The sequence below is a fragment of the Paenarthrobacter sp. NPDC056912 genome (genome assembly GCF_042786555.1).
In the GTDB taxonomy this organism is placed as follows: Bacteria; Actinomycetota; Actinomycetes; order Actinomycetales; family Micrococcaceae; genus Arthrobacter.
The window spans coordinates 157,293-179,419 of sequence record NZ_JBHUCD010000007.1 but is presented as its reverse complement, the minus strand read 5'-3'; the positions used below and the strand labels follow the sequence as shown (position 1 = coordinate 179,419).

General features: G+C 63.3%; 27 protein-coding genes. 16 read left to right on the top strand and 11 right to left on the bottom strand.

Going from position 1 to position 22,127, the window contains the following annotated elements:
* The first annotated feature begins 91 nt into the window (after positions 1-91).
* A complete protein-coding gene (locus ACFRJ9_RS10185) occupies positions 92-1,606 on the top strand; it encodes an alpha-N-arabinofuranosidase (RefSeq protein ID WP_377667091.1) in 1,515 nt (504 codons plus the stop codon).
* Here ACFRJ9_RS10185 and ACFRJ9_RS10180 read toward each other — a convergent pair.
* The 5 genes from ACFRJ9_RS10180 to ACFRJ9_RS10160 all read right to left on the bottom strand — a co-directional run bounded on the left by ACFRJ9_RS10180 (position 1,603) and on the right by ACFRJ9_RS10160 (position 4,744).
* A complete protein-coding gene (locus ACFRJ9_RS10180) occupies positions 1,603-1,965 on the bottom strand; it encodes a hypothetical protein (protein ID WP_377667088.1) in 363 nt (120 codons plus the stop codon). The genes ACFRJ9_RS10185 and ACFRJ9_RS10180 overlap by 4 nt on opposite strands.
* Before the next feature lie 94 nt (positions 1,966-2,059).
* Positions 2,060-2,371, bottom strand: coding sequence for a hypothetical protein (locus ACFRJ9_RS10175; RefSeq protein WP_377667085.1), 312 nt, complete (start codon positions 2,369-2,371; stop codon positions 2,060-2,062).
* A 10-nt stretch (positions 2,372-2,381) separates the two neighbouring features.
* Positions 2,382-3,101, bottom strand: coding sequence for a GAF and ANTAR domain-containing protein (locus ACFRJ9_RS10170; RefSeq protein ID WP_377667083.1), 720 nt, complete (start codon positions 3,099-3,101; stop codon positions 2,382-2,384).
* 129 nt (positions 3,102-3,230) lie between these two features.
* A complete protein-coding gene (locus ACFRJ9_RS10165; protein ID WP_377667082.1) occupies positions 3,231-4,019 on the bottom strand; it encodes a GAF and ANTAR domain-containing protein in 789 nt (262 codons plus the stop codon).
* Positions 4,016-4,744 (bottom strand): GAF and ANTAR domain-containing protein, encoded by a 729-nt coding sequence (locus ACFRJ9_RS10160; RefSeq protein ID WP_377667080.1) that lies wholly within the window; start codon positions 4,742-4,744, stop codon positions 4,016-4,018. The genes ACFRJ9_RS10165 and ACFRJ9_RS10160 overlap by 4 nt, the downstream gene beginning before the upstream one ends.
* 202 nt (positions 4,745-4,946) lie before the next feature.
* Here ACFRJ9_RS10160 and ACFRJ9_RS10155 point away from each other — a divergent pair, with 202 nt between their 5' ends.
* The 3 genes from ACFRJ9_RS10155 to ACFRJ9_RS10145 all read left to right on the top strand — a co-directional run bounded on the left by ACFRJ9_RS10155 (position 4,947) and on the right by ACFRJ9_RS10145 (position 7,856).
* Positions 4,947-5,951: a LacI family DNA-binding transcriptional regulator gene (locus tag ACFRJ9_RS10155; protein ID WP_377667077.1), complete on the top strand. Its 1,005-nt coding sequence runs from the start codon at positions 4,947-4,949 to the stop codon at positions 5,949-5,951.
* A 17-nt stretch (positions 5,952-5,968) separates the two neighbouring features.
* Positions 5,969-7,072: a D-TA family PLP-dependent enzyme gene (locus tag ACFRJ9_RS10150; protein ID WP_377667075.1), complete on the top strand. Its 1,104-nt coding sequence runs from the start codon at positions 5,969-5,971 to the stop codon at positions 7,070-7,072.
* 121 nt (positions 7,073-7,193) lie between these two features.
* A complete protein-coding gene (locus tag ACFRJ9_RS10145) occupies positions 7,194-7,856 on the top strand; it encodes a heme oxygenase (biliverdin-producing) (RefSeq protein WP_377667072.1) in 663 nt (220 codons plus the stop codon).
* Positions 7,857-7,876: 20 nt separating this feature from the next.
* On the opposite strand, the gene ACFRJ9_RS10140 is transcribed toward ACFRJ9_RS10145, so the two are convergent.
* A complete protein-coding gene (locus tag ACFRJ9_RS10140; RefSeq protein WP_377667070.1) occupies positions 7,877-8,395 on the bottom strand; it encodes a flavin reductase family protein in 519 nt (172 codons plus the stop codon).
* 201 nt (positions 8,396-8,596) lie between these two features.
* On the opposite strand from ACFRJ9_RS10140, the gene ACFRJ9_RS10135 reads away from it, so the two are divergent.
* From ACFRJ9_RS10135 to ACFRJ9_RS10100, 8 genes are all read left to right on the top strand, one after another.
* Positions 8,597-8,899, top strand: coding sequence for an urease subunit gamma (locus ACFRJ9_RS10135; RefSeq protein WP_377667068.1), 303 nt, complete (start codon positions 8,597-8,599; stop codon positions 8,897-8,899).
* A gap of 8 nt (positions 8,900-8,907) precedes the next feature.
* Complete coding sequence (locus ACFRJ9_RS10130; RefSeq protein ID WP_377667065.1) at positions 8,908-9,276, top strand: urease subunit beta; 369 nt, start codon at positions 8,908-8,910, stop codon at positions 9,274-9,276.
* Positions 9,273-11,003 (top strand): urease subunit alpha, encoded by a 1,731-nt coding sequence (ureC, locus tag ACFRJ9_RS10125; protein WP_377667062.1) that lies wholly within the window; start codon positions 9,273-9,275, stop codon positions 11,001-11,003. Before ACFRJ9_RS10130 ends, ureC begins: the two co-directional genes overlap by 4 nt.
* A 6-nt stretch (positions 11,004-11,009) precedes the next feature.
* The gene (ureE, locus tag ACFRJ9_RS10120; protein ID WP_377667059.1) at positions 11,010-11,483 is read left to right on the top strand and encodes an urease accessory protein UreE; all 474 of its coding nucleotides are present in this window, start codon (positions 11,010-11,012) and stop codon (positions 11,481-11,483) included.
* A gap of 132 nt (positions 11,484-11,615) precedes the next feature.
* Positions 11,616-12,287, top strand: coding sequence for an urease accessory protein UreF (locus ACFRJ9_RS10115; RefSeq protein WP_377667056.1), 672 nt, complete (start codon positions 11,616-11,618; stop codon positions 12,285-12,287).
* Between the two features lie 13 nt (positions 12,288-12,300).
* Positions 12,301-12,918, top strand: coding sequence for an urease accessory protein UreG (gene ureG, locus ACFRJ9_RS10110; RefSeq protein ID WP_377667053.1), 618 nt, complete (start codon positions 12,301-12,303; stop codon positions 12,916-12,918).
* Complete coding sequence (locus ACFRJ9_RS10105; RefSeq protein ID WP_377667051.1) at positions 12,915-13,805, top strand: urease accessory protein UreD; 891 nt, start codon at positions 12,915-12,917, stop codon at positions 13,803-13,805. Before ureG ends, ACFRJ9_RS10105 begins: the two co-directional genes overlap by 4 nt.
* Positions 13,805-14,851: a HoxN/HupN/NixA family nickel/cobalt transporter gene (locus tag ACFRJ9_RS10100; protein ID WP_377667048.1), complete on the top strand. Its 1,047-nt coding sequence runs from the start codon at positions 13,805-13,807 to the stop codon at positions 14,849-14,851. The genes ACFRJ9_RS10105 and ACFRJ9_RS10100 overlap by 1 nt, the downstream gene beginning before the upstream one ends.
* Here the strand turns inward: ACFRJ9_RS10100 and ACFRJ9_RS10095 are convergent.
* Positions 14,848-15,825 (bottom strand): serine hydrolase domain-containing protein, encoded by a 978-nt coding sequence (locus ACFRJ9_RS10095; protein WP_377667045.1) that lies wholly within the window; start codon positions 15,823-15,825, stop codon positions 14,848-14,850. The genes ACFRJ9_RS10100 and ACFRJ9_RS10095 overlap by 4 nt on opposite strands.
* A 149-nt stretch (positions 15,826-15,974) precedes the next feature.
* On the opposite strand from ACFRJ9_RS10095, the gene ACFRJ9_RS10090 reads away from it, so the two are divergent.
* The 4 genes from ACFRJ9_RS10090 to ACFRJ9_RS10075 all read left to right on the top strand — a co-directional run bounded on the left by ACFRJ9_RS10090 (position 15,975) and on the right by ACFRJ9_RS10075 (position 18,121).
* On the top strand, positions 15,975-16,484 hold the full coding sequence (locus ACFRJ9_RS10090) for an RNA polymerase sigma factor (RefSeq protein WP_377667042.1): 510 nt from the start codon (positions 15,975-15,977) through the stop codon (positions 16,482-16,484).
* Position 16,485: 1 nt separating this feature from the next.
* Positions 16,486-17,481 carry a hypothetical protein gene (locus ACFRJ9_RS10085; protein WP_377667039.1) on the top strand — a complete coding sequence of 332 codons (996 nt, stop codon included), beginning with the start codon at positions 16,486-16,488 and terminating at the stop codon, positions 17,479-17,481.
* Between the two features lie 215 nt (positions 17,482-17,696).
* Positions 17,697-17,894 (top strand): hypothetical protein, encoded by a 198-nt coding sequence (locus ACFRJ9_RS10080; RefSeq protein ID WP_377667036.1) that lies wholly within the window; start codon positions 17,697-17,699, stop codon positions 17,892-17,894.
* On the top strand, positions 17,891-18,121 hold the full coding sequence (locus ACFRJ9_RS10075) for a hypothetical protein (protein WP_377667033.1): 231 nt from the start codon (positions 17,891-17,893) through the stop codon (positions 18,119-18,121). Before ACFRJ9_RS10080 ends, ACFRJ9_RS10075 begins: the two co-directional genes overlap by 4 nt.
* A 74-nt stretch (positions 18,122-18,195) precedes the next feature.
* Here the strand turns inward: ACFRJ9_RS10075 and ACFRJ9_RS10070 are convergent, their stop codons facing one another.
* The 4 genes from ACFRJ9_RS10070 to ACFRJ9_RS10055 are packed head-to-tail and all read right to left on the bottom strand — an operon-like array spanning position 18,196 to position 22,113.
* Positions 18,196-19,218 carry a lactonase family protein gene (locus ACFRJ9_RS10070; RefSeq protein ID WP_377667196.1) on the bottom strand — a complete coding sequence of 341 codons (1,023 nt, stop codon included), beginning with the start codon at positions 19,216-19,218 and terminating at the stop codon, positions 18,196-18,198.
* 13 nt (positions 19,219-19,231) lie between these two features.
* A complete protein-coding gene (locus ACFRJ9_RS10065; RefSeq protein WP_377667030.1) occupies positions 19,232-20,062 on the bottom strand; it encodes an aldo/keto reductase in 831 nt (276 codons plus the stop codon).
* Between the two features lie 60 nt (positions 20,063-20,122).
* Entirely contained in the window at positions 20,123-21,145 is a 1,023-nt protein-coding gene (locus ACFRJ9_RS10060; protein WP_377667028.1) for an NAD-dependent epimerase/dehydratase family protein, read from the bottom strand.
* On the bottom strand, positions 21,142-22,113 hold the full coding sequence (locus ACFRJ9_RS10055) for an aldo/keto reductase (protein ID WP_377667025.1): 972 nt from the start codon (positions 22,111-22,113) through the stop codon (positions 21,142-21,144). Before ACFRJ9_RS10055 ends, ACFRJ9_RS10060 begins: the two co-directional genes overlap by 4 nt.
* Between the last annotated feature and the right edge of the window lie 14 nt (positions 22,114-22,127).

Here is a 22,127-nt window from a genome sequence, read left to right as displayed (position 1 = left end):
AAACCACTTGACTCCACCCCCTGCCTCCGGCCAGCATGGTTTCTACAACGTTGTAAACCAGCGCAGAAACCAGCAGACAAGGAACCCGCTCTTGGGAAACCAATCAACCCCCACCGCCCACATCACCGTCGATCCCGCGTTCGTCGTGGGGCCTGTCCGGCGGAGGACGTTCGGCGCTTTCGTTGAACATCTGGGCCGCTGCGTGTACACGGGTATCTTCGAGCCGGAGCATCCCAAGGCCGACGAGGACGGATTCCGCACCGACGTCATTGAACTCACCAAGGAACTGGGCGTATCCACGGTCCGCTATCCTGGCGGCAACTTCGTCTCCGGGTATCGCTGGGAAGACGGCGTTGGCCCCGTGGAAGAGCGCCCAACACGACTCGACCTCGCTTGGCACTCCACCGACCCCAACCTGGTGGGGGTGGATGAGTTCGCCAAATGGTCCGAGAAAGTCGGAGTCGAACCCATGATGGCCGTCAACCTGGGCACGAGAGGCACGCAGGAAGCCCTGGATCTGCTGGAGTACTCCAACATCAAGGGCGGGACCGCCCTGTCCGAACAGCGCAAGTCCAATGGCGCCGTCGAACCCCACAACATCAAGATGTGGTGCCTCGGAAACGAGATGGACGGCTTCTGGCAGATCGGCCACAAGAAAGCCGGCGAATACGTGCGTGTGGCGGCTGAAACGGCCCGGGCCATGAGGATGGTCAATCCGGACCTGGAACTGGTGGCTTGTGGCAGCTCGGCCCCCAGCATGCCCACGTTCGGCGAATGGGAGCGCGTGGTCCTCAACGAAACCTACGAACTCGTTGACCTGATCTCCGCGCACCAATACTTCGAGGACCACGGCGACCTGCAGGAACACCTGTCCGCCGGGCATCGGATGGAGGGCTTCATCAAGGACCTGGTGTCCCACATCGACCACGTGAAATCGGCCACCAAGTCCAAAAAGCAGGTCAACATCTCGTTCGACGAGTGGAACGTTTGGCACGCATCGCGGGACGAATCCAAGGTCCCCACGGGTGACGATTGGCCGGTGGCTCCAGTGCTGCTGGAGGACCGCTACACGGTGGCGGATGCCGTACTGGTGGGAGATTTGCTCATCACGCTGCTGCGCAACACGGACCGGGTCCATGCAGCGAGCCTCGCGCAGTTGGTCAACGTCATCGCCCCGATCATGACCGAGCCGGGCGGGCGTTCGTGGAAGCAGACCACCTTCCACCCGTTCGCGCTCACGTCGCGTCACGCCTCGGGGACAGTGCTGAACCTCGCAGTCGAGTCGCCGGAGTTGGAGGGTGGCTACACGTCACTGTCTGCCGTGGCCACCCATGATGCCGAAGCCAAGGAAGCCGTGGTGTTCGCCGTGAACCGCTCGGCGACGCAGGCACTCACGCTCGATGCCGCCGTCGGAAGTTTGGGTGCCGCGCGCATTGTCGAGGCGGTGACCTACACGAACAAGGACCCGTACTGGCAGGCGACAGCTGACGATTCGACCTCGGTCCTGCCGTCCGAAAACGTCACGGCAAAGCTCGACGGCGCCCGGCTCACCGCCGGGCTCCCGGCCGTGAGCTGGACCATGATCCGTTTGTCGCTCGAGTCCTAGGCAATCGCCTGCGAACCGTCCTGGAACATCGGATAGATGGAGATGGGCGTGACGGTGGCGGTGGGCTCCGGTGTCGGCAGTGCCGGCGCCGGAGCTTCCGTGGTCACGATCTCCATGGACTCCATGTCCAGGAGCCGCCTGGTGCCGGTTTCGTCCCGGAGCCAGAACAACTCGGTGCCTCCAACCGTCTTGACCACGGTGCCCCGGTGGTAGAGGCGCCCGTTGTGCCACGCCTCGATGTAGTCGCCGGGACTCAGCGCGTGCGGCTCCTCTGCGGTCCCCGGCAGGGTGCCGAATGCCTGTGCCAGGCTGGCTTGTGTTTTCAACGCTTGGAAAAGATCCCTGTTTGCGATGGTCATGTCTGCTCCCCTCAGCTGGCTCGCTGTCTGTGGACCTCAGCATTGCGCATTGATGTTGCGGGGGCGTTGCAGGGGGATGTGCGATGTGTGACGGCTAGGACGGGGAGGGGTCGTCATCATGGGCTTCCGGGTCACGTGAGTCGTTGCCCGGAAGCTCGTCCGAGAACGGCGCACGTGGCCCGCCCGAATGATTGTTCAGGAGCTCGTTGGCTGCCATGGCCAACAAATCACGTTCCAGTTCGGGAATGGACAGCATGCCCTGCAGGTAGGCCTCCACTTCATATTCGCCAACGGACCCGCCGATGCTGAAGTAGTAGAGCCACAGGTTGCCGGTGTTGATCCGCGCGGCATCGAGCGCCGTTTGGAGTCTCCGGCGTTGCTCGGGTTCGTTGATGTCGAAGCCCATGTCCTGCCGCCTAGTTCGGGTCGGCCGGTGTTCCGGCTACGAGCTGCGCGCTGACGTCCTGCAGGGTGCGCTGCTGATCGCGAGCGTCCTTCATCAGCAACTGCAAGGCACGCTCCGGAGTGACCTTGTGGCGTTCCATCAGGATTCCGCAGGCACGGCTCACCAGGTCCCGTCCGTAGAGGGCGGACTGGAGTCCCTCGCTGATGCGTCGGGGTGTCTCCGCGCTCTGGATGTGGGAGAGCAGGGTTGCGGCGGGGGACGCGAAGAGTTCCATCAAGGCGGAGTCGTCGGGGCCGTACGCGAAGGGACGGGCTGCATAGACCTTCATGGCACCGATGCTGTGACCGTCAGCGATCAAAGGTGCGCTGATGACCGATTTGATGGGCAATGACCTGACCGCGGCACTCCATTCAGGCCAACGGCTGTCCGCGCCGACATCGTCAACGAGCACGGTTTCTTCAGCGGCCCAGGCTGTAAGGCAGGGTCCTTGGCCCAGCTCGTACTGGATGGTGTCCGCCTGCTCCACCACGGCATCCGTATGGCCTGTGCTTGTTCGGCGAGCCTGTGCATCAAGGATGGATACCCCTGCCCCGAGCGTTCCGGGAATAGACTCCTTGACGGCCTGGGAAAGCCGCTGGACAGCGTGGTCCACTTTTTCTTCGGTCAGGAGGAGCCCCAGGATCCGGCCGATCGCCGTAGACAACTCATCCAGAGGAAGCTTGTTGATCATGGGTAGTGCCTCCGGCCGTTCCGGGCGGGCGGCCGTCCGGGGAATACTGTGGATCGCTCAGAATCTCTTGTGGTAGTTCCAGCGTAGTCCTTTCCGCTGCCTGTGAGGCGCTGGAAAAGGTTCGAGCCCTTAGTCGTCGAAGGACGTTCTGATCCTGTGGTCGCCGGCAACGCCCGCAATGACGCCTGCCGCAACTGTCCTCAACTTGATGTTGCGATGGTTGGATGCCTTGACCAGGATCTGGAAAGCCTCGTCACGGCTGCACCGGTTCTGAGCCATGATCATTCCCACCGCGGTGTCGATCGTGGTGCGGGATTCCAAGGCAGCTGCCATGTCATCCCTGGTGTCACGCAACTGGGCCATCTTCAGGGCCAGCTGCAGCGCCTTGGACGCAACACCCGTGACCTGCCGCGCCGCCAAAATGTCCCTGTCGAAGTACGCGTGGTCATGCGTTGAGTACAACGTCATCACGCCATCAGCGGACGGTCCTAAGTCCAACGGAAGGGCCAGGATGGAGCGGGCCTTCGTGGCCTCGGCGGCACGCACGTAATCCGGCCAGCGCCGTTCAGTATGAACATCAGGTACATGGATGGTTGCGCGGGTCCGGGCCGCTGCAAGGCCTGGACCGTCGCCGTACCTGTACTGGATGTCGTCAAGCTTCTTGGCAAGGGGGCTGCTGCTCGCCGCGGCCAGAAGTTTCTTGTTGCTGATGACGGTGGCTCCGCACGCCACGGGGCTGCCCATCGCGCTAAACCGGGAGGCAGTCGCTGTGACGAGCTCCGGCAGGAAGTCAGGGATATCCGCGCTCTCCACCAAGAGGTCCTGCAGCTGCGCGACGAATTCGGCATTGTCCCGGGCTCCGGGGTGCGATCGGTGGTTGACGCTGCCCGTACGTGTCAGATGTTGCCGTCCGGTCATCGCGTTCCCCCGTCGTCCTGCTTCCCGCCTCCGGCCTGTTTCAGGATATCTTCAGCGATCGCGTGAATCCGCCTGTTGCTGTCACGGGAAGCCAAATGAATGAGCTTTAGAGCCGTTTCTCGGTTGCAGCTGTTTTGAATCATCACCAAGGAGATCGCCGCGTCAACCACGGCCCGGGATGCCAAAGCGGTCCTCAAATCCTGCGGATAGGGGTCCGGAGCGTGCAAACGGAGAGCCAGCCGCAAGGTCTTGGACAGGGCAACGGCGTGCCTCTCGATGGACTCCACAGTGGCCGGATCGAAAGCGTCGATGAACGTCGAGTAGCAATTCAGCGCCGCCCTTGACCCGTTGTCCGTACCGATGGGGACGGCGAGGATGGTCCGGATACCTTCGGGTTGGATCACCCGGGCATAGTGGCTCCACCGATCATTGGTGTGTAGATCGGCGATGAGCACCGTGCGTTGCTGCCGCAAGGCAGTCAGGCATGGACCGTCGTCGAACTCGTACTGTTTCTCGTCCAGGCGGCGGGCGGCGTCAGTACTGCTGGCTACTGTGGACGGACCGGATGCCTGCTCCACCGTGATGGCGCAGAGCATGGGCCGGTCCCCGCCCAGCAGGGCCGCTGAAATGGTGGTCAGGCCTAAAAGAAACTCGGTGAAGCCCGAACTTTCCAGGAGCAGGTCCTGCAGTTGTTCCGCTGTAGGTAGTGCGTCGTGCGGGGCCATGCGGCCTCATTCCCTAACGCCAAAGCGTGGACTCCAGCTAGCGGCCGAGCACTCGTATTCGTGCGCAACCCCGAACGTCAATCCCGAACCAGCCCGCCGCGCGGAATCTCCTACTCTTCACACTACGCCTGCCCGACATGTAAGGAGCCGGTGGGCCCGATCTGCAACGATGTATCCCAACCGCAACCGAAGGAGCACCTTGATGGCCGTCACCATGAACGACGTCGCGCGCGCGGCCGGGGTCTCGTTGAAGACAGTTTCGAACGTCATCAACAACTACGAGTTCATCCGGCCAACCACCAAGCAACGCGTCCTTGATGCCATCGACGAGCTCGGTTACGAGACCAACCTGACGGCCCGCAGCCTGCGTTCGGGCAAGACGAGCATGATCGGCCTGGTCCTGGCGGACCTTTCGGTCCCCTATTACGCTGAGCTGGCTTCGGAGATCATGAAGGCTGCATGGGAGCGGGGCTACCGGGTCCTCGTGGAGCAGTCCGGCAACGAGGCCGGCCACGAACGGGCAGCCCTGCAAGGCCAGTTCCGCAGCCTCACCGACGGACTCCTTTTCATCCCGCTGGCCCTCGACGCCGGGGACATCATCACCGCGGCGGGCAACAAACCGTTGGTCCTCCTGGGTGAGTTCGTGGAGGATCCGCGGCTGGATATGGTCCTCATCAAGAACCACGAGGCCGCCGCCGCGGTCACCACGCACCTGCTCGCGGGCGGACGCCGTCGTATAGCCGTCCTTGGCGCGGTCGACGGCGACACCACCGGCAGCAACGGCCTGCGGTTGAGCGGGTACAAGGCTGCGCTCGCTGCCGCCGGTGTTGAGTATGACCCGGCGCTGGTGGTCGGCTGCGACTGGAGGCGCGACGGCGGGGCTGACGCCACCGCGCGATTGCTGGACAGCGGTGTGGCTTTTGACGCCGTTTTTGGCCTCAACGATGCCCTTGCCCTGGGTGCGCTCCACGAGCTTCTGGTCCGCGGCAAGAAAGTCCCGGAGGACGTTGCCGTGGCGGGCTTTGACGACATCGACGAGGCGCGGTTCGCGTCGCCGTCGTTGACCACGGTGGCGCCGGGGCGTGCGGAAATCGCGGAGCGCGCCGTCGAACTCCTCATTGAACGGATCGAAGGCAAGGGCAGCATCGGTAGCGTGCAGCAGCCCCGGGCCGCCTATGCGCTGCGCGTCAGGCAGTCCGCGCCGTAGGGCGTTACTGTCTAAGGGTGAGCCATGTGATCCCTGCCGAAGTTGTTACGCCAGCCGTCCTGATCGACGTTGACATCCTTGACCGGAACATTGAAGGGATGGCGTCCAGCACGCTCAGCCGTGGGCTCAAGCTCCGCCCGCACGTGAAGACACACAAGACGTTGGAGATAGCGCGCAAGCAGTTGTCCGCTGGAGCTGTGGGGATCACCGTAGCCACCATCGGCGAGGCTGAGGTTTTCGCAGCGGACGGGGTGAACGACATTTTCATTGCCTACCCGTTGTGGGTGGAAGCACGTCACGCTGAACGCCTGCGGGCACTGGCCGCCACCTGCCGTCTTGCGGTGGGCGTGGATTCGGCGGAAGGCGCGACGGCGATGGGTCGCCAGCTCGGCGCGGATGCGGCGAGCATTGAGGTGCTCATCGAGGTGGACAGCGGGCACCACCGAAGCGGTGTGCTGCCGGAGGAAGTGGTGGAAGTTGCCCGCGCGGCTGCCTCGGCCGGGTTGAACGTGGCGGGCGTCTTTACGTTCCCGGGGCACAGCTACAAGCCCGGTATGCCCACGGGTGCGGCCAGCAACGAAAACGAAGCCCTGGGACTCGCTGCGCAGGCGTTGACGTCTGCGGGTTTTGAGGTGCACACCATCAGCGGGGGTTCCACGCCCACTGCTTTGATCTCCGGGGAAACAATGGCCTCGGAACTGCGCCCCGGCGTCTACGTTTTCGGGGATGCCCAGCAGTTGGAACTTGAACGGTGCACCTGGGACGACATCGCCTTGACCGTCGCAGCTACCGTGGTCAGCCGGCACGAGGCCAACGGCGGAAACGTGCGCCGTGTGGTGGTGGACGCCGGCAGCAAGATCCTGGGCAGCGACCGCCCGGATTGGGCTACGGGGTACGCCCGGCTTCCTGAGTTCCCGGAGGCCAGAGTCACTGCGCTGTCCGAACACCACGCCACGGTTGTGTGGCCGGACTCGTCGGAGCTTCCGCCGCTTGGCACCCGGCTCCGGGTGATCCCGAACCACGTCTGCCTGGCCATGAACCTGGTGGACGAGGTCACCGTAGTGCGGGGAGGTTCCGTGGTGGACAGATGGGCTGTGGCGGCGCGGGGGCGCAACAGCTAGGCGTTTTTGTAGACCGCGTATTTCGCATTAGGGCACAAAAGCTTTACCTAATACAAGTCGTGTGACAGAGTGTCATCAAACGGCCTTTTGGTCCACTTCGATTGATGACTGGAGTACCCCCATGAACCCCTTTTCCGAGGAGCTCAAGAACCATACGGTGGCCGCACATGAGCATGCCGAACAGGCTGGTTTTGTCACGGAGTTGCTGGCCGGTCGGATGGACGCGAGCCAGGTGGGCGCCATGCTGCTGCAGAACCTTGTCATCTACCGGGCCCTGGAAACAGCCCTGGAGGCCAACAAGGATCCACGGCTCGAGGCCTTCGCCGACCCGGCCCTCATGAGGGTCCAGGCGCTGGAGCAGGATCTGGCTGTGCACTACGGCGACGACTGGGAGCAGCAGCTCGCCTCGGGTGAACTGCACGTGACGCCCGGTGCGACGGCGTACGCCGACGAGCTAGCTGCGCTCGGGCCGGCTTCAGCCACCTACCTCATGGCCCACCACTATGTCCGCTACCTGGGCGATCTTTCCGGCGGGCAGATCATCTCCGCGCTTGTTCAGCGGCACTACGGCCTCGGCCCGGAAGGATTGAACTTCTACGCCTTCGACGGCATCGGGAAGATCAAACCCTACAAGGACGCCTACCGCAGCCACCTGGACGAGGCAGAGTTCTCGGATGATGAAAAGCAGGAAATCCTGCACCACGCCGTAGTGGCATTCGAAACCAACCGCCAGGTCTTCGTGGACCTGATGCAGCAGTACTCGCAGTCATCCTCGAGGCTCTAGGCGACTGCCGGCGCAAACCACTAGGCCACGGCAGGCACGCCTTGGAAGAGCGTATGGAACTCGCGGTTGTGATAAACCAGCGGAGCTGAGCTGGACGGATTGGACCGGATATCCAGAACCTTCGCTGCCAGCAGCGCCGAGCCACCCAAGGATGCCCGATGGACGATTTCGCAGCGCAGCGCCCACTGGGCCTCCCTGAGGAGTGGCTCACCGGTGGGCAGCAACTCCCAGTCCATGCTTTCGGTGAAGCGTGGCGCGGTGGGGTCCGCGAAAGTCCGCGCCATGTCCAGCTGATCGGCGCCTATCAGGTGCACCACGATTGTCTGCGCGGCCGCAATGAAGGAAGCGGAGCGGCCGCCGGTCACAGAGAATGCGAGCGTCGCTGGATCCACCGCCACTGATGCAACGGAGGATGCCGTCAGCCCCACCGCTCCCTCGGGCCCGGATGCAGTCACAATGGCGACTCCCGCTGGGTGGGCGCGGAACGCAGCCCTGAAAAGCTCGCCGACGGGCGCGGGCAGGGATTGGGGGTGGGTCATTCATACACCTCTGGTGTTACTGGGGCGGGATGGCGCCGCTTTGCGGGCGCACACCTGACCGATGCTAGGACCTCAACTTAAGTTGAGGTCAATTCGGGTGATTCCGACCCCCGCCTGTGACGCCATGGAAACGTTGCCGAAACTTCCGCTCCCTACGCTGGTCACAACTGTCACAGCCGTGCCCGGACGCTAGGAGAATCGATGCACCTTTTGCCCCGTGAGCAGGAGAAACTCATGATCGTGGTGGCTGCCGATCTTGCCCGGCGCCGCCAAGGGCGCGGCCTCAAGTTGAACTATCCGGAAGCCGTGGCAATCATCAGCTACGAGCTCATCGAAGGCGCCCGCGACGGCCGAACAGTCGCCGAACTCATGAGCTACGGAACCACCTTGCTTCGCCGGGAAGACGTGATGGAAGGCGTCCCGGAGATGATCCACGACGTCCAGATCGAAGCCACCTTCCCTGACGGCACCAAGCTCGTCACCGTCCACGACCCCATCCGATAGGAGCCCCCATGATCCCCGGTGAATACAGGCTCCAGCCCGGATCCATCGCCTGCAACAGCGGCCGTGAGGCGATCGCCGTCGAGGTTGTGAACCGCGGCGACCGGCCCATCCAGATCGGCTCGCACTACCACTTCGCCGAGGCCAACCGGGCCCTGGAGTTCGACCGCGAAGCCGCCTGCGGCCTCCGCTTGGACATCCCTGCGGGCACGGCCGCACGGTTCGAGCCAGGCGACAGGAAAACGGTCCAGTTGATCGAGCTCGCCGGGTCCCGTGAAGTGTTCGGCCTCAGCAACGCAGTTAACGGAAAGCTCGACGGCGGAACTGGCGTTGCCGGAGAACCCCGCCCGGGCGTCGCGGCGGAAAGGGACCACCAGTGAGCTTCGAGATTCCCCGCCGGCAGTACGCCGAGCTGTATGGCCCGACAACCGGCGATGCCATCCGCCTGGCCGACACCGAACTGTTCCTCGAAATCGAGAAGGACTACACGGTTCACGGCGAAGAAGTGGTGTTCGGCGGCGGCAAGGTGATCCGCGACGGTATGGGCCAAAACGGCCAACTGACCCGCGCGGAGGACATTCCGGACACCGTCATCACCAACGTGGTTGTCCTGGACTACACCGGTATCTACAAGGCGGATGTTGCCCTCAGGGGCGGGCACATCTTCAAGATCGGCAAGGCCGGCAACCCGCAGATCACCGACGGCGTGGACATCGTGATCGGTGCCAGCACGGAGATCATCGCCGGCGAACGGAAGATCCTCACAGCCGGTGGCATCGACACCCACATCCACTTCATCTCCCCGGAACAGGTTCCCGCGGCGCTCTGCAATGGCATCACCACCATGGTGGGCGGGGGCACAGGTCCAGCCGAAGGAACCAAAGCCACCACCATTACGCCCGGCGCCTGGCACATCTCGCGGATGCTCCAGGCCGCCGAAGGGCTCCCGGTCAACATCGGCCTGTTCGGCAAAGGCCACGCTTCCGCCGTCGAGCCCCTCGCGGAGCAGATCCGCGCCGGTGCCGTCGGACTGAAGGTCCACGAGGACTGGGGCTCCACCACGTCCTCCATCGACATGTCCCTGCGCGTCGCCGACGAATACGACGTCCAGGTTGCCATCCACACCGACACCCTCAACGAATGCGGGTTCGTGGAAGACACCATCCGGGCCATCGACGGTCGCGTCATCCACACCTTCCACACCGAAGGCGCAGGCGGCGGGCACGCCCCGGACATCATCAAGATCGCCGGGCTGCCCAACGTGCTCCCGGCATCCACCAACCCCACCCTGCCGTACACCAAGAACACCATCGAAGAGCACCTGGACATGCTCATGGTCTGCCACCACCTCAACCCGGACATCCCCGAGGACGTCGCCTTCGCAGACTCCCGCATCCGCGCCGAAACCATCGCCGCGGAGGACGTCCTCCACGACCTTGGGATCTTCGCCATCACCTCCTCCGATTCCCAAGCCATGGGCCGCGTAGGTGAAGTGGTCACCCGGACCTGGCAGGTAGCCGACGCCATGAAACGCCAACGCGGAGTGCTGAAGGACCCGTCCGGAACCGTCCACGGCTCCGCTGAATCCGACAACTTCCGCCTCAAGCGCTACGTCGCCAAATACACCATCAACCCGGCCATCGCGCAGGGCATGGCAGACGCGATCGGCTCCGTGGAAGAGGGCAAATTCGCCGACCTTGTGCTCTGGGATCCCGCGTTCTTCGGCGTGAAACCCGAGCTGGTCATCAAGGGCGGGCAGATCGCCTACGCACTCATGGGCGACTCCAACGCCTCCATCCCCACGCCGCAACCCCGCACCATGCGGCCCATGTTCGCCACCTACGGCAAAGCCCTCCAGAAGACATCCATCACCTTCCTGTCCCAGGCAGCCATCGACGCCGGAGTGCCCGCCGAGCTGGGCCTCGAACGCATCATCAAACCCGTCACCGGCATCCGCAACCTCACCAAAGCGGACCTGAAATACAACGGCGAAACCCCGGACATCGCCGTCGACCCCGAAACCTACAAGGTGACGGTCGACGGCGTCGAAGTCACCTCCCAGCCGTCCGACGTGCTGCCCATGGCGCAGCGCTACTTCCTCTTCTAGGACCCCATGATCATCGAAAAAATTCTCGGCAACCTGCACGAACAGCCCGACGCCTACACAAACCACCACAAAGAAAAGGTGGTGCTCCCCAGCGCCCTGCTGGTCAAACGCATCCAACGCGTCACCACCGACCACGGCAAAGAACTCGGCATCCGCCTCCCCACCGGTACAGGCGACCTGCGCGACGGCGACATCCTCGCCGTCGAAGACGCCAACGTCATCGTCATCTCGGTGCTGCCCACGGACGTCCTTGTTATCGGGCCGCGGAGCATCCACGAAATGGGGGTCGTAGCGCACTCGCTCGGCAACCGGCATCTCCAGGCACAGTTCTTCGACGAGTCGAGCGAGTACGGGGCCGAGGTCATGGTGTGCCAGTACGACCACACCGTAGAGGACTATCTGAAGAGCGTCGGCATCCCCTATGACAGGCAAGAGCGGGTCATGCCGGTGCCGTTCCGCCATGCTGAGCATTCGCACTAATCGTGTGCCCGCGGGTGGTGGCGGCTGGGGCGCCGCCCCGGATTTTGGGCCGTGCCCGCTTCGCGATGCCCTCCACACCGCGGCCCAAAAATCCGGCGCGGCTGTCTGTCGGCTCACCCTTGAGGGCCCGCGATGAGTGCGACGTATCAGCTGGCTCTTCAGCAGTTGACCGACTCGGCGCTGCCTACGGGGGCGTTTGCTCATTCTTTGGGGTTTGAGAGCTACATCCACCGTGGGCTCGTGGGTGATGAGGTGACATTCAGCGCGTGGTTGGCTGCGTTTGTGGGGCAGCAGTTGGTTTATTCGGATGGGTTGGCTTTGCGCTTCCTGTTTGAGGGGGTGGATGTTGGCTTGTTGGATGGGGTGTTGAGCGGGCAGCTGTTGGCCCGGGAGGTGCGGGAGGCTTCTTTGAAGATGGGGGGACGGCTGTTGGAGATTGGCGGGGAAGTGTTTCCGTCGGCGGAACTGGAGGCGTACCGGGGGCTCATTCGTGAGGGGGGTGCTTCGGGGCATCAACCTTTGGCTTTTGGGGTTATCGCACGGTCGCTCGGCGTTCCTTTCGAGGACGCGCTTTCCGCTTATTTGTTTGCCACGGTTACTTCCCTGACACAGAACGCCGTGCGCGCCATTCCGCTGGGGCAGAACGCCGGGCAGCGGGTACTTCGTCAAGCGCACGACGCCGTTGCTGCCGCCGTCCGGGATGTAGCACGGCTGTGCTGGGACGACTTCGGGGCAGTGAGCCCCGGACTGGAAATTTCACAAATGCGGCACGAACGGCAACGCGCCCGCATGTTCATGAGCTAACCCAGGAGGACACATGACAGAACCCATCAAAATCGGCGTCGGCGGGCCCGTCGGAGCAGGCAAAACGCAGCTCGTGGAACGCATCACCCGCCACATGAGCGGCGACATCTCCATGGCCGCCATCACCAACGACATCTACACCATCGAAGACGCCAAAATCCTGGCCGCCAACGGCATCTTGCCCGAGGACCGGATTATCGGCGTCGAAACCGGCGGCTGTCCCCACACCGCCATCCGCGAAGACACCTCCATGAACACCGCCGCGATCGAAGAACTCAAAACCCGGCACCCCGACCTGCAAGTCATCTTCGTCGAATCCGGCGGCGACAACCTGTCCGCCACCTTCAGCCCCGAACTCGTCGACTTCTCCATCTACATCATCGACGTCGCCCAAGGGGAAAAAATCCCCCGCAAAGCCGGCCAAGGAATGATCAAGTCCGACCTCTTCATCATCAACAAAACGGACCTGGCCCCACACGTCGGGGCAGACCTCTCCGTCATGGAGCGGGACTCCAAGGAATTCCGCGGCAACAAACCGTTCTGCTTCACGAATCTGAAGACCGACGAAGGGCTGGGGAATGTCCTGAACTGGATCCGGCGCGACGTCTTGATGCTCGACTTGGCTCTATGAGGACGGCCGTCACCGCTTCGGCGGGGATAAGGGACCGCGCCCCGGAGCGGGAGGTGCGGGGGCGGCTTGAACTCGGAGTCAGTGTGCGGGGCGGGAGGTCCGTTGCTTCGCGGCAGTTTCATGAGGGCGCTTTGCGGGTGCTGCGGCCGCATTACTTGGATCAGAGCGGGCAGGTTTGCTACGTCATGGTCAATCCTGGAGGGGCGTATCTTGGGGCCGATCTGTTCCTCATTGATGTAGACGTTGAGGCGGGGGCCGCGCTGTTGTTGACCACTCAGTCGGCTACAAAGGTGTACCGGACTCCGGGGTCGTTCGCCGAGCAGCGGATGAATATCAGGCTGGGGGAGGGCGCCAGGTTGGAGTTGGTGCCGGACCAATTGATTGCCTACCGGGAGGCCAGCTACCGGCAGAATTCGCGCATCAGTCTCCACCCGTCGTCGAGCCTTGTCATGGCCGAGGTCATCACACCGGGGTGGTCCCCGGACGGGGCTTCCTTCAAGTACGAGGAAGTGCGGCTGCGTAACGAGATCCGGGTCGAGGACGAATACGGCGCGAAGCTGTTGGCCCTCGACAACCTCCTGATTCTCCCGCCCGTCAACGATGTCACGGGGATGGGGTTCATGGAGGGCTTTAGCCACCTGGGATCGTTGGTGGTGGTGGACCCGCGGGTGGATCAGGCGCTCGCCGATGAGCTGGCCAACATAGCCCGGGACTCTGATGCGTATACGGGAGTTTCTTTGACGATGACTATTGCCGGGACCTGCGGGCTTGTGTTGCGATCGTTGTCGAACAGCACTGAGGAACTCAACAAACTGCTGGGAGCCTGCACCGGCGTTCTGCGTGAACGCTGGTACGGCCAGGAGCCCTTGAACCTGAGGAAGTACTGATGACTGCGCTGACCGAGTTCGCCACCATGTACCGGGAGCGGGAGAAGCTGTCCCTTCGGACCCGGCTGCTGTTCACCTTCGGTGCAGTGGCCGCTTTGCACATTGCCGCCGTCGTGCTCTTGCTTGCCGGATCGGCAGGTGCGGGGCAGCCGCTGGCGCTCGGGTTGGTGATCACCGCCTACGTGGCCGGCATCAAGCACAGCTACGACTGGGACCACATCGCGGCGATCGACAACTCAACCCGGAAGTTCGTGGCGCAGCACAAGGATCCCGTAAGCGTGGGTTTCGCGTTCAGCCTGGGCCACAGTTCCGTAGTGGTCCTGGCGGGCTTGCTGGTGGTGGCAGGGGCGACCATGATCGGGCAGTTCATGGACGACGGCACCACCGGAAACAAGGTTCTGGGCCTGATCGGCAGCGGAGTGTCGGGGCTGTTCCTGCTCGCCATGGGGCTGTTCAACGGCTCGGCGTTCCTGCGCGCCACTCAGGTCTATCGGAACGTCCAAGCCGGTGGCGAGGTCCGCGCCGAAGACCTTGAAGCCAAGGGATTTGTGGCCCGGCTCCTTGCCAAGCCGCTGTCCAAGGTGGAGCGGCCGCGCAATATCTACGTGATCGGATTCCTGTTCGGGCTCGGGTTCGACACCGCCACCACCATCGGGCTGCTGGTCATCACCACGACGGCGTCACTCGCGGGTGTCTCACCGCTCGCCTTGATGGCGCTCCCGCTCGCGTTCACCGCCGCCATGACCCTGTGCGATTCCGCCAACGGCGTGGCCATGATGAAGATGTACAAATCGGCCATCCATAACCCGCAGCGCAAGCTCGGCTTCAACGCCGTGATCACCGGCATTTCCGCTGTTTCGGCGCTCTTCATCTCCGTGATCACCCTGGGCGGTTTCGTGAACGCGGCATTTGAGCTGGAGGACCCGCTGACAACGTGGCTCGGAGAAATAGACCTTGGCGACGCCGGACTGATCCTGGTGGGACTCTTCGTGATCGTGTGGGCCGTCTCAGCCTGGCGTGGCCGGAGCGTCAGAGCCGGGTCCTAGGAAGCCGCCACAGCGTTGAACAACTCGGTGGTGTCCACGCCACGGTCCGGGGTGTCCAGCACGTTGGTCAGGAACACGACGCAACGGTCCTGTTCGGGGAACATCCACCACTCCGTCCCGGCCCACCCGGGGTGCCCGTAGATTCCCTGTGCCAATAGCTCGGACTGGTTGGCGGGCAACTGGAAACCAAGGCCGGTGTGGCGCAGTGGCTTGGGCCGGGTGGTGATGTGGGAAAGCTCCGTGGTCCGCGGGCGACGCATGGCAGCCAACGTTGCGGGTCGGACAGCCTTTCCGGAATCCCGCAGGAGCTCCGAGCCCAGGTTGAGCAGGTCCGTGGCCGTGCCGAACAGCCCGGCACCTGGGTGCCTTTTCCGGTACATCGCGTGGACGTCCAGGCCTGCCGCGTCGGTGCCGTGGACGGTGTGCGGATTGGAGTCGGTGCTGAACGTGAGGCCTTTGGCGCCGGTGTCACCCGCCAAGGACAGGAGTTGCTCCTCGAAGGGGCGCCCATCAGCCCACTCGGCCATGGCCGCGGCACCCTCGAAAGCGACATTGCAGTACTGGACCAGAGACCCCGCGTAAAAGGCCTGCTCCGCGGAGGTGAGGTCCTCGCGGAGGGGGGTGCCGCCGTCGAGCGCTGGATCGGCAATCCCTGAGCGGTGGCTGAGCAGGTGTTCCAGCGTCACGGTGTCCGTGCGGCCGGCGCCGAAGCCGGGCAGGGCGTCGCTCAGCGCATTGCCCAGTGACAACTTCCCAAGCTCCACCTGGCGCATGACCGTCATGGCACTGATGGGTTTGGAGACGGAGAACAGCGCAAAGTGGTCCTCGGCCGTGGCTTGCCTGCCGCCGTCGGCTCCGAACGCCACGACCTCCTCGATGCCCTCGCTGGACGCAATCCCCAACACCCCCACCGGTATCCGCCCAAGGTCAACCTGCTTGCGGGCCCAGTCTGCTGCGGGTCCTGATTCCACCATGGTTCTGCCACGCTTTCGCTCGGGGTTGGTGAGTCGAATCTATCGCGGGCATCGGCCAAAAGTTTTTCAAAACCTGTAACCATGGCAACTCGGCCGGAAACTATACAAGTATCCTGCAGTTCAGGGCTCTACTTTCCAGGGGGAAAATCGTGCTTTCAGAGCGCGAATTGGCGTTTATCGCCATTCACAAAGACAGCTATCCATCCGTTTTCCGGTTCGTTCGCCGGCGCGTGGAATCGGTGGAGATGGCTGAAGAAATCGCCGCCGATGTTTTCCGGGTCGTCTGGCAAAAATGGGCGGATGACTCGCATCCGGATCTTCCCTACTTGTTGACCGTTGCCCGCAACCTCGTGGGTAACGCCTACCGCAGCCGCGATCGGCAGCACGCGCTGCAGGAAAAACTGCGCACGACGGCGGTGGAACGCTACGGCGATAACTCCGAGAACGTCGTGGTCCAGGATGCGATGGACCGGCTGCGCGCCAAGGATAGGGACGTCCTGCAGTTGGCGTACTGGGACGACTTGGGTACAGCCGAGATTGCACTGGTGCTGAACTGCAGCGAATCCGCAGCGAAGGTCCGGCTGCACCGCGCCCGCGCAGCGTTCCGGAAGCAGCTGCCCGCGGGCGCCGAAACGACTACACAGAAGATGGGAGTCTGAGATGGATCCGATCAAGAGCCAGATTTCCGCGATCGACCCTCTGAAGAATGATCCGGAGACTGAGATCAACGGGGCAGAGGCCTTAAGCCGCATGTTGTCCGGACCGCGCGTCTTCAGCGACAACAACCCAACCGTGGTGTCTTTGGAAGAGCGCAGGCGCCGGAAGGCCAGGATCACGGGGGGGCTGCTGCTCGCTGCCGCTGCCGTAACCGCAGGTGTCCTTGTTGCTGCCAACCTCGGCCAGCTTGCGGCTGTTCCTGCGCCGGCAGTGACCGTCACCCCGACGGAAGCAACGCCCACGCCGAGTGCCTCAGCCACGCCTACCCCCACCCCCACGCCGTCGGCCACCCCGGAGGCGACTCCGACCACCACGCCTACCCAGGCGCCAACTCCCACCGTCCCGGCTGCTGCCACCACCGCGCCTGTGGTTCCGCCGTTGCCGACGTCGCAGACGTTCACGTTCCCGGACGGACACGTTTCCTTCACCTACCCCTTGGGCTGGACCGTTCGCCCGGAACAAGGTCCTTCCGATGGGGCCACCGTTTTGGACAGCACCGGTGCCGAGGTCGCCTTTATGAGCAGCGGTTTCTACGGCGACGGTACTGCCGGGCTGGTGGACAGGACAGTTCTGGACCGTGCCGTGGTTCCTGGAGTAACGGATACAGCAGGAAACCAGGTGGAATTCGGTTTCTCCTTGAACTACTTCATGAACGTCGACTACAACTCCGGTAACGGAGGAATGCCCACGGCTGGTGGGCGTTCCGACTCTCCTCCGGCGTACGTCATGGACATCCGTCTGTCCTCTGAGCTTCAATCCGGGCAGGCTTCTTCCGGCACAAATCAGATCAAGATGCCTAACGGGTTCATGATCGCGTACGTGAAGTTTGACATCGACAAGCGGCCCACCTTTGCCACCCCGGAGGCTGCGAAGGCATGGATGGGCACCACGCAGTACGCCCAACTGAAGTCCATGCTCTTGAGCGTGAGCTACAAATAGCTCCACCCGGGACTGTAAACGTCGCTCTGACAACTCAGGGCGACGTTTGCTGTCCCCCAACGTGGGTTGGCATTCAATCCCACTGTGTCAATGCATGGCTCCAGCGGTAAACGTTATGCATTCGTCCATAACGAAGCTCTTGTGACTTGCATAGGGTTGAAGAGATCTGCTTCACACCACGCAGTGCCCGAGCTACCCAAGGATGAGTTTCAACGATGAAGAGCATCGCCCTCCTGCGCGAACGAGCCACCCGCGTCATGCCCACCGGTTCCCACTGCCCGGCGTCGGGCTTGTGGAGTCCGGATTCCAATCCGGATGCCGTGCAGGTTTTCGCCGAGGGCCACGTCCTCCCCGCCTACAACGGTGCGGCGACTGTCTGGCGGCGGCGAACTGCCGCTGAAGTGTCGGCATGACCACCACCATCCTGAATAGGCCAGCCGATTACCGGCACGTTCCCGCGGATCAGTGGACCGAACTCAGCACGGGCGATCCCGTGTGGATCTACGACGTCGCGTGGGGCGCAGGTACGGGTCGCGTTGACGACGTCTCCCAGCACCAGGAGCTGCTCTGGGTGATCTTGGAACCATCGGGCCGCAAGTTGATCTGCGGCACGGACGACGTCGAGGTCTGGTCCGTCTGAAAAGACTCGCCGAGATGGCATTTAATACCAATGTCTGAGCGGATCATACGTATTAAATGCCATCTCGGCGTCAGTTAACGGGCGAGCACCAGCGCGCTCGGCGAGCCCGTTTCCACGCGGCTGACCGGCCCGTCAGGCAGCCCGGTCTCCGGGTCCAGCGTGAAGCTGACGACGTCGTCAGACCTTTCGTGCGCCACGTCCAGCCAGCCTTCGCGGACCAGGTGGTGGCGGGGCCAGTCGCCGCCGCTCGGCACCTCGGCCACGGGCTCAAGGCCGGTTCCGTCGTCGGCAACCTTCAGCACGCAGATGCGGTTGGATCCACGGACGCCCACGTACGCGAACCGGCCGTCCGGCGACAGTGCGATCTCCGCCCCGGAGTCGCCGTCGAACGCCTTGTTGATGCTGGCCGGAACCATGGCCGAGAGCTCGTAGGTGCCGTCCGGTTCCATCCGCACGGCGGCAACTTCCACCGAATACTCCGTGTCCACAAAAACGGTCCCGCTGTGGTGGCGAGCCAGATGCCTGGGGCCGGAGTCCTTGGGCAGGACAACCTGATGGTCGGGCTGCAGGCCCCCTCCCGGCACGTACTTCCACACCCGGACCAGGTCGTGCCCGAGGTCGGTTGTCATGACGCGCCCGTCGGGGAGTACCAGGCTGGCGTGCGCGCGGCTGGGCCGCTCGTCGTCGGCCGGTGCCGTGGAGTGGGGATCGACGGCGGGTGCCGCGCTGGTGCGCGAGGTGATAGCGCCGTCGTGGTCCAGTTCGTAGAGAATCACCTGGCCATCACCCCAGCAGGTGGCCACGATGAACCGTCCGTGTGGATCCGCCGCGACGTGGCAGGTGGCATCGCCGGCGGGCCAGGGCTCGCCAAAGGCCTCCAACTCGGCGGCGCCAGCCTGACGATAAGCCCGAACGGTCTTGCCCTCCTCAGCCACGGCGTAGATCACCGGCAGCGTCGGGTGCAAGGCAAGGAACGACGGCGAGTTGGCCGCTACCGCCAACCCCGCAGACGTCAGTTTCCCGTTCCCATCTGCCGAGAGCGCGACGATGCCTTTGCCATTGCCGTCCCTGTCTGCCGTGTAACAGCCGGCCCACATCAGTGGTTCCACGTCAGTGCCCCTGGACGTCCGAGTCGACGCCCGCGTCAGGTCCGGCGTCGAGGGTTTGCAGCCTGGTGAGGTCGTCCTGGTCCAACGCGAAGTCGAAGACGTCCAGGTTCTCCTTCATCCTTTGCGGGTTCGCGGTCTTGGGGATGGCAACCAGGCCCTGCTGGACGTGCCAACGGAGCACCACTTGGCCCGGCGTCTTTCCGTACTTGGCGCCAACATCAGCCAGCACGGGAGCGTTGAGCAGATCGCTGCTGGCACCCAAAGGGCTGTAGGACTCGGTGACGATGCCGTGCTGCTCATTGAAGGCGCGGGCAACCGACCGAGGGATGGAAGGGCTGACCTGGATTTGATTGACTGCCGGGACGATGTCCGTCTCGGCCAGCAGTCGGTCAAGATGCGCAGGCTTGAAGTTGGAGACACCAATCGACCGGACTTTGCCGGAAGCCTGAAGTTCCTGGAACGTCTTCCATGTGGACACGAACTCATCCCGGCGGGGGAGCGGCCAATGGATCAGGAGCAGGTCAACGTAGTCCAAGCCCAGGCGTTCAAGGGATCCCTCCAGCCCGCCAATTGCCTTGCCGGAACCTTGGAACCCGCCGTCCAACTTGGTGGTGATGAAGAGTTCGCTTCGATCCAGCCCGCAATTGCGGATGCCGTTACCTACGCCCTTCTCATTGCCGTACTTCACCGCAGTATCGATGTGCCGGTAACCCTGCGAAACAGCCTCCGCCACGGCGTCCGCAACCTGGGGGTCGTTCAGGGGCCAGGTACCCAGCCCGAGTTGCGGGATCTTGTGGCCATCGTTGAGCTCGATGAGCGGGGCAAGTGTCATGGGCGTTATCTCCTCTGGGTTTCTACGTTTCTACGCCGGGCGCCGGCTGCTTGGCAACAGCTAGCTGCGCGACCAGTCATGAAGCCGGTCGCTCAGCTCCATGTAATCCTCTTTCACCACTTGCAGTTCGGGGTGCTGATCGTGCCATTCGATGATTTCCCTGGCACCGTCGGCGAACGGGATCGTGGCCCGGTAGTCAGGAACCAATGCCTTGATCTTGGAGTTGTCGAACACCACCGAGTGGGAGCGGTCGCCCAGCAGGTTGGGCCCGAGTTCAGGGCTGTGGGCCGCGATGGTTTCCGAGGACACATGGAAGAGCTCAGGCTCAGGAACACCGGCCGCACGGGCGAACAGGCGGTAAATCTGGTCCCACGGGAGGAACTCGTCAGAGGTAATGGTGTAACTCTCGCCCACGGCTTGAGGCCTGCCCAAGAGACCAACGAACGCCTTGGCAAAGTCCCGGCTATGCGTCAGGGTCCAAAGCGAGGTCCCGTCTCCGTGCACCATGACCGGCATCCCGGCACGCATGCGATGGATATCGGTCCACCCGCCCACCATAGCGATCTTGGTCCGATCGTAAGTGTGGGAAGGCCGCACCACGGTCACAGGAAAGTCCTGCTCGCGGTAGGCCTCGAACAGCAATTCCTCGCATGCGATCTTGTCACGCGAATACTGCCAGAAGGGGTTCTTCAAAGGCGTCGACTCCCGGACGGGAAGCGTCGTTGGCGGCTTCTGGTAGGCCGAAGCGGAACTGATGAAGACATACTGGCCCGTCCGCCCGCGGAACAAATCCAAACCAGCCCGCGCCTGATCCGGGGTGAAGGAGATGAAGTCCGCAACGGCGTCGTACTCCCTTCCCTGGAGTACCTCACGCACAGCCCCGGGATCGCGGATGTCCGCGTGCAGCACTTCCGCGCCTTCCGGAACCGGCCGCCCGGCTGACCGTCCCCGGTTGAGGATGGTCAGCCGGTGGCCCAGTGCGACGGCGCGTTCAGCCGCCGCCGCACTGATGACCCCGGTCCCGCCGATGAACAGGATATTGCGGGGCGAGACCGTGTCCGCTGCCGGGAGGAGGCTGCTCACCAGGCGTAGTCTTCGGGCGCGGGACGGTGGCCGGGGAAGATGTCGTCGAGGCGCTTGAGGGCGTCATCGTTCAGGGTGACGTCCAGCGCACGGATGGCCGAATCCAAGTGTTCCTGGGTCCGCGGTCCAACAATCGGCGCAGTCACGGCAGGCTGGTGAAGCAGCCAAGCCAGCGCCACGTCGCCGGGCTTTTGGCCAAGTTCGTCCGCGAAATCCTCGTACTGGCGAATCTGGTCCTCATGCTTTCTGAGGGTCTCGAGTGCCCGTCCTTCAGCCCGGCGGACGCCCTGCTCTTCCTTCTTCAGCACCCCGCCCAAGAGCCCGCCCTGCAGCGGCGACCACGGGATCAAGCCCAGCCCATACTGCTGGGCGGCAGGGATGACCTCAAGCTCGACTTCACGTTTAAACAGGTTGTAGATGGACTGTTCGCTGACCAGGCCCGTGTAATTCCGCTTGCGTGCAGCTTCCTGAGCCTGGGCGATGTGCCAGCCGGCAAAGTTGCTGCTGCCCGAATACAGGATCTTGCCCTGCTGCACTGCGACCTCGATCGCCTGCCAGATCTCGTCCCACGGGGTATCGCGGTCGATGTGATGGAACTGGTAGATGTCGATGTAGTCCGTCTGCAGGCGCTTCAGGCTCGCGTCCAATGCGCGCCGGATGTTCAGCGCCGACAACTTGGACTCGTTGGGCCGGTCAGTCATGGTGCCGTACAGCTTGGTTGCCAGGACAGTCCGTTCGCGGCGCTCGCCGCCCTTCGCGAACCAGCGGCCGATGATTTCCTCGGTCCAGCCGCGATGTTCCGTTCCGCCGTAAACGTTGGCGGTGTCGAAGAAATTGATCCCGGAATCCAGTGCGGAATCCATGATCGAGTGTGCTGTTGCCTCGTCGGTTTGCGGACCGAAGTTCATGGTGCCCAGGCAGAGACGGGAAACTTTCAGGCCGGAGCGGCCCAGGTGGGTGTACTGCATGTCTGATTTTTTCC

Coding starts and splice junctions, on each gene's coding strand:
- ACFRJ9_RS10180 (WP_377667088.1), bottom strand. CDS start 1,965: ATGACCATCGCAAACAGGGATCTTTTCCAAGCGTTGAAAACACAAGCC.
- ACFRJ9_RS10175 (WP_377667085.1), bottom strand. CDS start 2,371: ATGGGCTTCGACATCAACGAACCCGAGCAACGCCGGAGACTCCAAACG.
- ACFRJ9_RS10170 (WP_377667083.1), bottom strand. CDS start 3,101: ATGATCAACAAGCTTCCTCTGGATGAGTTGTCTACGGCGATCGGCCGG.
- ACFRJ9_RS10165 (WP_377667082.1), bottom strand. CDS start 4,019: ATGACCGGACGGCAACATCTGACACGTACGGGCAGCGTCAACCACCGA.
- ACFRJ9_RS10160 (WP_377667080.1), bottom strand. CDS start 4,744: ATGGCCCCGCACGACGCACTACCTACAGCGGAACAACTGCAGGACCTG.
- ACFRJ9_RS10155 (WP_377667077.1), top strand. CDS start 4,947: ATGGCCGTCACCATGAACGACGTCGCGCGCGCGGCCGGGGTCTCGTTG.
- ACFRJ9_RS10145 (WP_377667072.1), top strand. CDS start 7,194: ATGAACCCCTTTTCCGAGGAGCTCAAGAACCATACGGTGGCCGCACAT.
- ACFRJ9_RS10140 (WP_377667070.1), bottom strand. CDS start 8,395: ATGACCCACCCCCAATCCCTGCCCGCGCCCGTCGGCGAGCTTTTCAGG.
- ACFRJ9_RS10135 (WP_377667068.1), top strand. CDS start 8,597: ATGCACCTTTTGCCCCGTGAGCAGGAGAAACTCATGATCGTGGTGGCT.
- ACFRJ9_RS10130 (WP_377667065.1), top strand. CDS start 8,908: ATGATCCCCGGTGAATACAGGCTCCAGCCCGGATCCATCGCCTGCAAC.
- ureE (WP_377667059.1), top strand. CDS start 11,010: ATGATCATCGAAAAAATTCTCGGCAACCTGCACGAACAGCCCGACGCC.
- ACFRJ9_RS10115 (WP_377667056.1), top strand. CDS start 11,616: ATGAGTGCGACGTATCAGCTGGCTCTTCAGCAGTTGACCGACTCGGCG.
- ureG (WP_377667053.1), top strand. CDS start 12,301: ATGACAGAACCCATCAAAATCGGCGTCGGCGGGCCCGTCGGAGCAGGC.
- ACFRJ9_RS10105 (WP_377667051.1), top strand. CDS start 12,915: ATGAGGACGGCCGTCACCGCTTCGGCGGGGATAAGGGACCGCGCCCCG.
- ACFRJ9_RS10100 (WP_377667048.1), top strand. CDS start 13,805: ATGACTGCGCTGACCGAGTTCGCCACCATGTACCGGGAGCGGGAGAAG.
- ACFRJ9_RS10095 (WP_377667045.1), bottom strand. CDS start 15,825: ATGGTGGAATCAGGACCCGCAGCAGACTGGGCCCGCAAGCAGGTTGAC.
- ACFRJ9_RS10085 (WP_377667039.1), top strand. CDS start 16,486: ATGGATCCGATCAAGAGCCAGATTTCCGCGATCGACCCTCTGAAGAAT.
- ACFRJ9_RS10080 (WP_377667036.1), top strand. CDS start 17,697: ATGAAGAGCATCGCCCTCCTGCGCGAACGAGCCACCCGCGTCATGCCC.
- ACFRJ9_RS10075 (WP_377667033.1), top strand. CDS start 17,891: ATGACCACCACCATCCTGAATAGGCCAGCCGATTACCGGCACGTTCCC.
- ACFRJ9_RS10070 (WP_377667196.1), bottom strand. CDS start 19,218: ATGTGGGCCGGCTGTTACACGGCAGACAGGGACGGCAATGGCAAAGGC.
- ACFRJ9_RS10065 (WP_377667030.1), bottom strand. CDS start 20,062: ATGACACTTGCCCCGCTCATCGAGCTCAACGATGGCCACAAGATCCCG.
- ACFRJ9_RS10055 (WP_377667025.1), bottom strand. CDS start 22,113: ATGCAGTACACCCACCTGGGCCGCTCCGGCCTGAAAGTTTCCCGTCTC.